This is a genomic window from Paenibacillus sp. FSL H7-0326, from assembly GCF_001955535.1.
Lineage (GTDB): Bacteria > Bacillota > Bacilli > Paenibacillales > Paenibacillaceae > Paenibacillus > Paenibacillus shunpengii.
Map to the genome: position 1 here is coordinate 661,837 of NZ_MPVN01000001.1, position 12,048 is coordinate 673,884.

The window sequence follows — 12,048 nt, forward strand, 5'->3', positions numbered from 1 at the left end:
ATTCAATGACCTCCCTTTTAATTAAAAAAGAACCGTGGGCCTGCTGTAGCAGCTGGCTTCGATTCCTTTTGAGATTGATTTAATTTATTTGTGACCTGTTCGACAATATAGTCTAATTGTTCTTCAGAGATAGTATTGGTTGTCTTCCCCATGCTGATCAATTCGCGCGCCTTATCAACGGCGTTTTGTGGCAGCATCATTGAATCCAAACTTGCAACAAACTGCACCTTTTCATCGAATAACATCCCATCCGCAAAACCTTGATTTACAGCTTCTTTGGCGTTAAGCCACGTTTCATTGTCCATCATCTGAAGAATTTCTTCTTCTGACTTCCCTGTTTTCATGGTGTAAGCATTAGCGATGGCTTTGTTATAATTCTTGAGTACATCTGCTGTTTTCGTATGCGCTCTATAATCCCCTTCATTTCCTCCTGATACATTATGGATCATCAGTTGAGCTGTTGGTGCAATTAGAGTTTTACCGCCATTGTTGCTTCCCATTGCAATGATTGAAGCTGCACTACCAGCTAAGGAGAACGTTTTGGTTGTTACTTGTCCATCGTATTCCTTTAAGCGTGAGTAAATTTCACTTCCTGCATCAACGTGTCCACCACCTGAATTAATGATGATTTCAACTGGAGAACCATCGGTAGGAAGTTGAGAAATTACATCTTTTGGTGAAGTACATTCGTATCCGTAGAACTCGTAAACATCCTTATAATCGTTGAGGACGATAACGCCCTTAATTTCGATCTTTGTCATTGTTCATTCTCACCCCCTTCCGTACCGGAAGTAGATTCATAATTCTTTGTGCGAACATATTCATCAAGTGCCGGGTTGTCCACTGGTTCATCTCCTAACTTTATCCGGATTTCATTGCCGTTATATGCACCACTTGCAATCAGTTTATCTATTGCATCAGCAACTTCAAGAGGATTAATCTCCGTAACTCCACGCACTTCAATTTTGGTTCCATTGATGTATTCCGTTTTCGAAACGATCTTGGCATTGAGTTCATCTTTAATCTTCTTGACGAATGGGCTGATACAGAATTTGATATACGCCTCTAGCGCTGTATCGTACTCTGCCATGTCGCCATGTACCAAGGAAATCGGAATGCCTAAGATGTTAGCAACATCGTTGGTCAGATCCTTCTTCAGCTTTGTCAGCTCGTCTACGGACTTGCCATTGTTCGAACCGTCATTGACTTCGTTGTAATCAAACCCTTTAAGCTTCGGCACAATCGCTATAGGGCTCTTACGGAATGCATTAAACAACTTGTCAATGAAAGCCTGTAGCTTGGTCTGTGTGGCTTCGTCAAGCGCTTGTGTAGCCTCCACGCTCACGGTTCCCCTGATCTGATTGCTTTGCTTTGAAGACTCCATCATTCTGGAGAACAACTCTCCGTAATCTTCAAACATACCTTCCATAAACTTCGTTAATTTCTCGTTATTGTATGTCAGGTAAAAGACTTCATCCATGCGAAAAACCCGTCTAAAGGTATAGTCCTTGACGGTTACATCCCTGAATGTATCAGGGTACACAGCGTATTCATCACGTGAGAAACTGTCTGCAATTAACAGATCGTTGTTGTCAGACAGAATAACTAATATTTCATTCTCGTAAATTAATTTAGAAACAAACCTTTGCCAAAAGTCAGCAGCTGATTGATCCGTGTTCGGCCTTACGTTCAATAAGTAATTCCAATCACTTGCCCAGCTGTCAGTTCGCTTCTTCCCATCCTTCACAATTCGGAAGTCACATTGACTAATGGTCCTGGCAATGAAATTGATATTTGTTTCTAGTGCTATCTTTTTTAAGTATGCCCGGTGACTTGTGTCATAAGGGATATCTAAATCAAACATGCTTTCAAGTTCTTTGTTACGCCGAAGTATCGTATCCAAGAATCCCATTTACACTCTCACCCCCTCCCTTGAAGTTAAAAGTTTAAGCTCTCTAGCAAGCTCAATGACTGCATGATGTCCGTTTCATCCTCTAGTATGTTATCTGCTTGCCACAAGGCGTGTATAAAGGCGTGGAAGCCGTCTGTTTTCCTTCTGACTTCATCCTTTTTCAAGTACTCTTTATTTCCGTCTTTCTTTATGTGAACATACACGTTATTGGTATACCAACGCATAAGAGGGTTATCATCAAAAATGATTTGGTGATTAGCAAACATCGTTTCAACTCTAGGCGCTAATAGCGAATGAATCGCTTTAGGATTCCGTATATACAACAGCGTGAACCCTTCGGCCTCCAATGCTGTTTTTACTAAATCCAATCGAAATGTATCGGCCACTATTGTGCTAACGCCGTATACTTTACGCATTTCAACAAACCAGTTGACGATATGCTGAATGTTTATGACCGGCTCATCGACTATGGTAAGTAGCTTTTGCGCTTCCCATTGTCTGATCGGTGCTTTTAGTTTCACCGCGTCCAAGAAACCTTTACGCACAAAGGAATGGCTTTTCCAAACGTAGTTCTCACCGACTTTGAAAAGTAATCCGACAGCAGCAAAGTCTTTTATGCTAGCGAAGTCCAAACCTCCGACTGCAGTTCGATGTTTCAGCTCAGGGAACGGTCTGTTCGTTGCTATAATGTCATCCCAACTGGCAATTGTTTTGTTTAGATCCACTTCAGGATAATTCATACGCTTGGTCATAAACTCTTCACGGTTGGAAGGGTTGTTGACCAGCTGCTTATACTGAGTGAGAACCTTTTTAAATAATCCTTTTGCATAGAAACTTCTAGGCTCGCTAAACATCGGATTCGACTTCTCCCACGTGCTCGGATCATCTATTTCTTTCGGGTCATCTATTTTACATATCCAAGGGAATAAAGGATCATCCAACTCTTTTCCCTCAAGGATGTTCAATGCACGTTCTTTTGTTTTATCCAGGAATCCTTCACGAACAAAACCATCTGTTCCAATAAAAAATTCCCTAGCGTTTGGGACTTTACCAAGTCCGCTAGAGAATACGTTTACTGTATCTGAATTTTCATATTGATGAATCTCATCATAGATGACTGCCCCGTCCCGTAGTCCATCCTTGGTACTTGCATTCGACGTATGGAACTGGAGAGTACTCCGGGTGTCTGTTCCTGTTATTTCAAGCTTCGTCCTGTAAAACATATCTTCCAATACTTCATGAGAACCAATGGCATCGTATATTTCCATGAATGATGTCTTGGCCTGTTTCTCACTGTTCGCCACAATTGAAATATTGTACTTCGGTATTCCATGCAACGGACTAATGAAGAAATGGCTCAATGCAGATATAAGACCGTTTTTACCAGCTCCACGCGCCATCAACCACAAGAATTGTTCATAGAAGACTGAATCATCAGCCTTGTAAAATAAAAACACGAATGCAGCAAGAAACTTTTGAAATGGTTGTAAAGGAAAATACCATTTCTCAGCAAACTTGATGAAGTTCTCGATCATTACATCATCGAAGTATAAGTCATCTCTATTCAGTACACGTTTTTCCAAATGCTCGATCAGCATAATGCGCTCTTTATTCAGCTTAATTTCACCGGATTTGTACTGACGAATGTATTCATCAACGTGCTTATTGGAGATCATATCAATTCATTTGATGAGCGCTTTTTCTTCGATCCATCATCCTGTTCCACCGGCGAAGCTTTCAATCCAAGGGCATCTAGAATCTTAATCATTCGATCATTCGTCTTATGCAGATCACCAATGGAAGGATTCGATTTTGGACCATGCATACCAGAAACCTGAATGCCGTTTCTTTTGATATCATCAATGAGCTTGCACTTCAAATCCCACAGCGAAAGATAATCCTGCAATAAATCTTCGAAATGATGACCAGTTACTTTATTATCTTTTAATTGAGCTGACAAGTCCGTTTCTATCATACTTCTTAAGGCATCACGGTTAGTTTCGGCCATTAAATTTCCTCCTTCCATTTTACATTTAATCCCAATAAACTATATCGCGCGTATTTTGCTTTGAATCTGGGAAATCGACTCCCCCTCCCGGTCCCCAATGGTAAGAGTTAGCCCAAACCTTTTGACCCGGGGGGTGTCTTGAAAGCAACGATACTTTCTATTCGCTTACTTGATGACAATGCTATTGTGATGATGCCGTTATACTCTGATATAACATTCAGTTTCCATACTATCTGAGATGGTTTCATCTACTCACCACATCTCCATAATGTTAGGCACATCCTTGCCAGTCAGTTCCTTCAAAGACTTAGCATATGATGTGTTGATTTCATCTACCATTTCTTTACGTGTTATCCTCTCTGGTTGCTTAACACCTGTTTCTTTCCTGATAGTGCTGAGTTTATTGTTGGTTGGCAATTCACACACAGGACATTTCAATCCATCTCGTACCTTGTGTGAAGTCTCTTGCCATCCACATGAACGGTCAATGCAATACCATGTTGTCCGTTTCATCTTCACTAACCTCACCACCTCTCATCTTCCCACTTGTTCTCTTTCACCCCAAAGTCTCTACCATGTTCCTTGTTGTGACAGTCTACACACACTGTCTCTAGGTTATCTATATCCAGTGCTAAGTCTGGATGATGTTCTAACTCCTTCAAATGATGGACTACCAACTGTATCTTCTTACGCTTCGCACTCTCGCTATACTCATTGGTGTCTATGGTGACTAAGCCTTTGCGTTTGCACTCTTGGCATTCATAGTTGTCTCTTTTGAGTACTTCTAGTCTGATGTGCTTCCAGTCTTTGCTCGTGTAGAATTTACGTTTCTGTTCGAGCGTCTTATATTCTTTCATTTCTCCTCGAAATTAATGGAATTTTTTGCTTAATGTGTATATAATCTGTTGTATACAATCTGTATCGAAAGGAGTAGCTCATGAGTACTATCAGTAGCAAGACAGTTAGAAACACCCCTATCTTCAAACCTACAATTTACGAAAAAAAGTACGCCTTTGAAACTAAAGTACATAAGTTTGATTTAGTAATTCTAGGTTTGGTGCTGTTCAATTTATTCTTTTTACGTTATGTCAAAGTGGTGTATGAGTTATGGTACTTAGTTGATTTTTTCATCATTCTCTACACTGCAACCATGTTAGCGAAATCTAAGTTCAAAGTAACCATCGGACTTTACGTAGCAGCCGTTTTTTCCGTAACAATACTGATGTTAAACTTAGGTCAGTTTGGATACGTCAGGACTTTTGTAGATAATGTTCTGATGGCTTATACACCAGCAACCCTCATCGTATTTTTGATTTACATGAGAAAAAGATATTCATTTGATGCTCTTCATGAGTTGGCTAACACCATTCGTAAAGTGCTTAATATCTATTTCTTCATCAACACGCCGATCGTATATGTTCAGGCCATTACAGGAACATTTCTTATGGGCAGATTTATCGCAGTGAACCCTCTTGTCTTTGACCATATGACCGGTTTTATTGGTCTGAGTGGTGTGAGCGTGCTCAACTTTTTGTGGATCGCCACCCTTCTCTTTAACCTTTATCACTTAACAACTCATAAGAGCAAAATCACTTTGCTGATATTAGTTGCACAATTTTTATTAATGTTTCAGATGTCCATTTTGAACGATAACAAGATGTTTGCATTAACAGTAATACCGTTCATAGTTACCTTCTTTATGATCGGCCTTAACAGGCACGGCATCACGATCAAATCAATATTTAAAATACTTTTAATTGCAGGATTTGCCTTGTTACTTTACTCGGCAACTTCTTCGTTAGACGATGAAACTGGAGAAGTGCAAGATACAAACAGTTTGGTTGAAGAGTTCTTTACAAATAAACCAACCGTGCATAACGAGAGAGCATACCTTAACTATCTGGCTTTTAATAAATATAATGCCGATGGTCTTGTGATTGGATTAAGCAATGTTATGCTGCACAACCAAAACATTCATAAGCACTTAGGTGTTAATAGTGCATCTCTCCTTATGATTCAAGGAGGTCTCGTTTATTTCTTGTCTGTTTGTCTCTTATACACAGCGCTAGTAATGAGATTGTTCAACGAAAGAAACTTTATGAAGAAGCTCATGTTGTTCTTGGTAACTTTCGGAACGATGCTCGTTACATCTTTTGCAACTCAATTATTCCGTGATCATTATTTGTTTATTTGCATGATGTTGATTTACTTAGTTTTATATTTGCATAGTAAAAAGGGAGCTCCGGAAGAAGCACCCATGTACCACAATCCTAAAAATCCTTAAACAAACTAAACACCAATGGACTACGCTGCAGTATGATCGTAGACTCCGTTGGTGTTTCTGTTTGTGCCGAAGATTTGTTGTTTATTCTCTATACCATAATCAACAGTCGGTCCAGCGTTGTTCCTCGATGTGTTCCCAGCAATATCATTATTAATTGTGGTTGACCCTACAATCGCAATTCCAAATCTTTGTTGATCTCCATCTACAGTATTGTTCATGATTTTTGCATAAACTGTACCACCGCCTATTGAAATTCCCGAATACTGATTGTAACCTCTAAGGCTGTTATTAAACGATTCATTGCCAATGATATGACAGTAATATGCTGCTTCAAGATAGATTCCATGTTGGTAACAGAATGACACTTGGTTCTCTACAAATTTCGTTCTGTCAATACTAACAGTGGTACCATCTATAGACACTGGCGTTCCATGAATACCTGATCCAGCTGCGTTATAGACCTCATTTCGTGAAACTGATCCATATCGGAATGCTTGTACTTGTATGCCATGATTACCACACCCATCTATTTCATTTTCTTCAATGCGGCAGTAGCGTAGGTTCTGTATTCCCTTAATAGCTGTCCAGAAGTTATTGATTAGTTGGTTTTTCCTCACTTTAACCCTAACCATTCTAAAGTTAGCGCTGGAGTACATGTGTATTGCTGGAGCAAAAGTTCCCGTTACGTACTCCCATTCCACAGTGCCGTCCACTACAGATCCGTTCACATGAGACGGACTCACGGGTGAAGATAGAATTGGCGCGGTTGTGCCAGCTGTCTTAGCTTTGTAGAATCTTCCGTTAGCAGCAATTACATCATCTTTCTGATAGGTAGTTTCTGCTTCCCAATATTTGTACTCTCTACCTAAGATGTCTCCACATTCTTCTACAGTATTATGGTATACATCTACGTAACTACTCTTGTTTATGTCTATCCCTGAGTAAGCACATTTTCTGACTACATTATCAGCTATCCTCAGTCCTCGACCTTTGTCTGAGTTATCAGTCACTATTCCAAACCTACATTTTTCAACATAGTTTCTTGCGATATACCCATTCAACGGATCTCTCTGATAGTAGTTATCTTCATTTATTCCGTTTCTGCACTGACGTACATCATTGTCTGTAATTGAGTAAGATTCGCAACCATATGTGGCCCATATACCAGCCACTCCGTTTCTTTCAGAGGTATTACCATCTCCACCACAATTAAGGACCGTGACTTTTGATATTTTGAATCCCTTTCCGCGAGCCATAACAATTCCGCTTCCAGAACCTTTAGCGTTTGGATCATCTTTTCTATTTATGGGCTGTAATCCGTATCCATTGCCTACAATTTTAAGATTAGATATCCTCACGCCTTCAGTATTGTTGGAATAAAAAACATTGTTGAAAGGCAATACGCTTCGAACTACACTTTCGTCACCATTTCCGTATATGTTCATTTTTGTATGAATGATGACATCATCGAATAAATTGAATTGACCAGGTGGAACTACTACCTTCTTGTTGCCCTTGAAAGAGTCATTTATTGCATTTACAAATGAATCAGTATCATCGTGGTGTATAACTGCATTGTTCAAATTAACTTTCAAAGCGTCTTTTAGTTGAATGCCCTCATTATTAGTACTAGTTACTTCACTCCTAAATACCCCTCTACTCGGAGTTAGAGGAACAGTTTGTGCAATCGTTATAGGTGGAGTTCTCGGTATAGCTCCTGTATCGTACCAAGTCGACAATCCCGTCACCGCAAGATACTTCATCTCAGTTCCTGAACGTCCATATATCACATACCCTACCGCACCAGGCACTGGTTCCCACGATAATCTGTTAAAGTTAGCAGATGATAAGAATGCATTGCCTGTTGAAATAGAAAAAAGAGGACCTACTGCTGATTGGCCCCCTTTCTCGTCAATTACTGATATTCTATATTGATAATTTGTGTTTCCAGTTACTCCACCTGTAGATAAGTTGATTTGAGGTGGAGTTAACGTACAGACATTACCAGCTTTAAATACGCAAACACCATTACCCACATCAAAATCATGGTCAATCAATTTCACATGAGTTTCTCCAGAATTAATATCGCTGAGAAACTCAAGATCCGATCCGCTTGCACCATACTCATATACATCATATTCTTTACGATCTATTTTGGTGTTTAGAGCAACCTCAGCTTCTTCTGATCTTAATAGCGCAGTCTTCGCTTCGCGATCAATAATACCAAGGTTTCTATACTTTTTCTTTTTCATGACCACCTCTCCTATATCTCTAAAATTAAAAAAGCACCCAATCCTGTGTTATAGACTGGATGCGTACCGTTTTGGATGCTTTTGTATTTTTATAGCTTATTATCTTCTTCCAGATGAGAGTCTGCTCAAATAATGCCCGATTTGTTGCACCATTTCCTTGGTTTCTTCAATTTCATTAGCTAATTTCTTATTTTTATCCTCAATTAGCATTTTGATCTCGTTATGTTCACTCCCATTGTGCATATAATCCACTACACCAACTACGCCGCCGCATTTAGAACACTGGATAAAATGGAATTTGAACCTTGAACCAGTCGGTGAAGCTTCTTTCAATTCGAAACTTGCGCCCCCACAACTAACACACTTAGAAACTGCCATTTTCTCACCCCCTGTATGGTACTTTCGACATACAGGACTATTTTCCTTTATTATCCGGCATTATTTACGCTGCCGGTGCGCTCTCGATCCACTTTTTATACCGCTGAGATCACGGATAAGGAGTGTTTATGCAAAAGTGGAGTAACAAACAAAAAAGGTCATGAAGCAAATTTTATCTTTTCCCTCTTGGAATCGAACCAAGGCTTTCCTTTCGGTACTCTGCCACTGAGTTAAGGGAATATGCCGTGATGTGGGTAAGGATTTGCACCTTACATGGTTTGCAATGAACGCTCTCTTTTATCGTCCGAACGTCACCCTACGATACATAGCGTCTACCTATTCCGCCACCACATCATGTCACTCTATAAATAAATATTGGCGTATTTCCAAAATATTGAGGACTTAGGTTCACCACGTCGCGCCCCTCGGCTTCCCTATCGTTACCGCGCTTCTACCGTCCTTTTTTGGCCTTGACAGGACTCGAACCTATCTTATACCATTTAGGCCATAATAAAAGTGCAGTGATCTTACCTGCATTCCCCGCGCAGCACCTTTGACGATCCTCATTCCTAGCTTGGCTTTCGCTGCTAGACGTCTACGGTACAGTACCTTTAGCACTGCCGAGTCCTGCGACGATAAGGGGTTGCAGGGACACCCGGGTGATTAACCCTATGTCCCTACTATAATTTGTACTAACCGTCATATTTTCGTCAGCTTACATTCATGATACCGTCAATTTACCGTCAGATTTTCGTTAGATAATACCGCAATCCTTAAGAGTATTTGCTACCGATAACAAGCCTTTGTCAATTCTCCGGTCTATTGTACTTTCACTCATAATTGAGCCGAAAAAGGATATTGTATCTTTGCGCCGATCGGTCTTCAGATAGCGGTGTTTTATGATATCCCTTGCTTCTTTATCTAGGATTGTACTAATGGCTGTTTCTACGAGTTCGATTTTGTTTTGATAGGACTCAAGTTTGGCTAGCTGCTCTGGCGTATATTCTTTAATTTTCTTTAGGACTTTTACAGATGATTCCCATTGAGGTAACTCGTATCGCAGAAGATAAATTGTTCTCTGGATGTCCTCTTCTTTGGCGCTCGGAATTAACTCCATTTGTACCACCGCCTCCATTTTCAACACTCCTTTGCACTTATTTACATACAGTTTTTATATAACCCTTGGGATTTTACCCATTTCCTTTGCACTTTTACACCAAAATATCGAACAAATCCACTTGACCATCCTTCTCGACTTCGCTCGCATCTTGTATTAATCCATCTTCTAACCACTTTGCAGGCGCTTCTGTCCTATAATGTGGCCATATTTCCTTACCAGCGATAGATCGTGTAGGATTCTTAGCTTCAGCCAGTTTAGTCCAGGTCCAATACGTTTTTGCTTTTACTGTGTTATTTTGCATTTGGATCACTAGAGTAGCTTAAATTCAAGGCTTCGCATGCTTCAGCCAGATAATAATAAGGTTTCAACGTGAAAGATTTATGTTTTTTTATCAGACGTATCATTGCGAATATATGTGCATTAATTTCTTCAACTTTAGGATTAATGTCTAGTCTGTTGTGTTTTTGATTGTGATGACCTAATTCGTGAAGAATATTAAAAAGAAAATTAATCTCATCGGTTAGTACTGAACCTTCTATATAAATAATAGGCGACAAGCATAATTCCCCTACTTTTTTATCAAATCCGGACTTTATCGCGTCCCGTCCTTTTAAAACCACTTTTACATATGAGGCTATTCTAATATTTGTGTAAGGTGGATCAACTCGAGATTGCGAACAATATACTGCCTTTACTCCTCTCCACTCTTCTTTGGTAGTAACTCTAGCCAAATCGAATAGAGCTTTCTTTTGTTCTTGTTTATACACACCATAGAATTTGACGCCATGTATTTTAATCATATTTACGTTCCTCCATATTGAACTGCAATCATTTTATCACGGTCGTTTCTATACCCACAGAGTTATATGACATATTGACTCACTCCTTACCCTCTAAAACTCCCGTTCCATTCTCAAGTACATTTATGATTTCGTAGACAACCTCACCTATTCCCGGTTCATATGTCCACTCAAATTCATGCTTCGTTTTGATCCAAACAATTGATTCTTGCAGTTGAAGCAACGCTATCTCTGATCTATCTGCACGCTTCCTCTCAGCCCTCAGGAGCTCGTTAAACGCCCTTGCCTGATCTTCTACACTCTCACATGCTTCTATGTCTATATAGCTCCTGAACTCGTCTATATCTGCTTTTATGCGTTCTAGGACCTTAAGCATATCGTCGTTTCTTTCTTTGAGCTCTGCGTATTGTTGGAGCCAGTAAGGAAGGGCTTCGCGCGCCCCTATAATGAAGTCCGAATCAACTTGAGAAATGTAAACTGTACTCCCAAATGCCGACATTGCAAGGGTCACTACTGGTGCATGAGCCTTTAACTGAGGATCAATCATCTTCGTGCCAATGTTGTGGCCGTAGCTATCAGTAAACTCTCTCCAAGGTCCTCTCGTAGCCTTCTCACACAGTTCTATATCCTTATCCCAGTCTCTATTCATCCTTTACTACCTCCAAATCATCAATTGTTACAGTGTGATGACCTCCTTCGCCATCTCTAATCGTGACTTGATCATTTTCGACTCTCATCACAGTTACATATTCTATAATCCCGAAACATTTCACCTTATCTCCCGGCTTAATGGTGGGTACTGGATCAGGATCTAATTCTTTACACTTTATCGCCCTTGAAAGCGAATATTCACTTATGGTACTTCCGTTTGCTTTCTTCTCTTTGATCCATTCAAGCAGTTTGTCCGCTGATATAAGCTTCTCTTGTTTACTCATTCCCTGACCCTCCTATTACGGCTAGTAGAGCTGCTTTACACCGCTGTTCAGCTGTTGCGTGGATAAAATCGAACATTCCCACATATTCACCAGTGCCTAAGACTACCTGCTTTAATGATCCTGTGTATTCAACAGTTAAACCTAGCTCCTTTATTTGTTCTTCTACTTCCCATGCTGCTGATATGTCGGTTGAATATGGCTTTACCTGCGTATCAATTGGATCAGTGAAGTAATGAGAGCCTACAATCGTTATTTCTTTGAATCCCATGACTTTGATAGCTATATATGCATCCAATTCTCTTCCTGGTGGTTCAGCCAATATTTCTGCGTTAGTAATTACTCGTTCACTCATGGTCTAC

Annotated in this window: 14 protein-coding genes; 1 reads left to right on the forward strand and 13 read right to left on the reverse strand. The window is 40.0% G+C overall.

The window, feature by feature from the left end:
- Positions 1–17: 17 nt before the first annotated feature.
- From BK126_RS03000 to BK126_RS03025, 6 genes are all read right to left on the reverse strand, one after another.
- Positions 18–761 carry a head maturation protease, ClpP-related gene (locus tag BK126_RS03000; RefSeq protein ID WP_076311218.1) on the reverse strand — a complete coding sequence of 248 codons (744 nt, stop codon included), beginning with the start codon at positions 759–761 and terminating at the stop codon, positions 18–20.
- Positions 758–1,912: a phage portal protein gene (locus BK126_RS03005; protein WP_076311219.1), complete on the reverse strand. Its 1,155-nt coding sequence runs from the start codon at positions 1,910–1,912 to the stop codon at positions 758–760. The genes BK126_RS03000 and BK126_RS03005 overlap by 4 nt, the downstream gene beginning before the upstream one ends.
- Positions 1,913–1,938: 26 nt before the next feature.
- Complete coding sequence (locus tag BK126_RS03010; protein WP_076311220.1) at positions 1,939–3,588, reverse strand: terminase TerL endonuclease subunit; 1,650 nt, start codon at positions 3,586–3,588, stop codon at positions 1,939–1,941.
- Entirely contained in the window at positions 3,585–3,920 is a 336-nt protein-coding gene (locus BK126_RS03015; protein WP_076311221.1) for a P27 family phage terminase small subunit, read from the reverse strand. The genes BK126_RS03010 and BK126_RS03015 overlap by 4 nt, the downstream gene beginning before the upstream one ends.
- Positions 3,921–4,172: 252 nt before the next feature.
- Positions 4,173–4,439, reverse strand: a complete 267-nt coding sequence (locus BK126_RS03020) for a hypothetical protein (RefSeq protein ID WP_076311222.1) — start codon at positions 4,437–4,439, stop codon at positions 4,173–4,175.
- Between the two features lie 5 nt (positions 4,440–4,444).
- A complete protein-coding gene (locus BK126_RS03025) occupies positions 4,445–4,777 on the reverse strand; it encodes an HNH endonuclease (protein WP_076311223.1) in 333 nt (110 codons plus the stop codon).
- A gap of 80 nt (positions 4,778–4,857) precedes the next feature.
- Between BK126_RS03025 and BK126_RS03030 the strand changes: the two genes are divergently transcribed.
- Complete coding sequence (locus tag BK126_RS03030) at positions 4,858–6,204, forward strand: hypothetical protein (protein ID WP_076311224.1); 1,347 nt, start codon at positions 4,858–4,860, stop codon at positions 6,202–6,204.
- Positions 6,205–6,224: 20 nt separating this feature from the next.
- On the opposite strand, the gene BK126_RS03035 is transcribed toward BK126_RS03030, so the two are convergent.
- From BK126_RS03035 to BK126_RS03070, 7 genes are all read right to left on the reverse strand, one after another.
- Positions 6,225–8,456 carry a right-handed parallel beta-helix repeat-containing protein gene (locus BK126_RS03035; RefSeq protein ID WP_076311225.1) on the reverse strand — a complete coding sequence of 744 codons (2,232 nt, stop codon included), beginning with the start codon at positions 8,454–8,456 and terminating at the stop codon, positions 6,225–6,227.
- A gap of 99 nt (positions 8,457–8,555) precedes the next feature.
- A complete protein-coding gene (locus tag BK126_RS03040; RefSeq protein ID WP_076311226.1) occupies positions 8,556–8,834 on the reverse strand; it encodes a zinc ribbon domain-containing protein in 279 nt (92 codons plus the stop codon).
- 754 nt (positions 8,835–9,588) lie between these two features.
- Positions 9,589–9,969 (reverse strand): hypothetical protein, encoded by a 381-nt coding sequence (locus BK126_RS03045; protein ID WP_076311227.1) that lies wholly within the window; start codon positions 9,967–9,969, stop codon positions 9,589–9,591.
- Positions 9,970–10,244: 275 nt separating this feature from the next.
- A complete protein-coding gene (locus BK126_RS03055; protein WP_076311229.1) occupies positions 10,245–10,754 on the reverse strand; it encodes a hypothetical protein in 510 nt (169 codons plus the stop codon).
- Between the two features lie 79 nt (positions 10,755–10,833).
- A complete protein-coding gene (locus BK126_RS03060) occupies positions 10,834–11,403 on the reverse strand; it encodes a hypothetical protein (RefSeq protein WP_076311230.1) in 570 nt (189 codons plus the stop codon).
- Complete coding sequence (locus tag BK126_RS03065; protein WP_076311231.1) at positions 11,396–11,689, reverse strand: hypothetical protein; 294 nt, start codon at positions 11,687–11,689, stop codon at positions 11,396–11,398. Before BK126_RS03065 ends, BK126_RS03060 begins: the two co-directional genes overlap by 8 nt.
- Positions 11,682–12,041, reverse strand: coding sequence for a BC1872 family protein (locus BK126_RS03070; protein ID WP_076311232.1), 360 nt, complete (start codon positions 12,039–12,041; stop codon positions 11,682–11,684). Before BK126_RS03070 ends, BK126_RS03065 begins: the two co-directional genes overlap by 8 nt.
- Between the last annotated feature and the right edge of the window lie 7 nt (positions 12,042–12,048).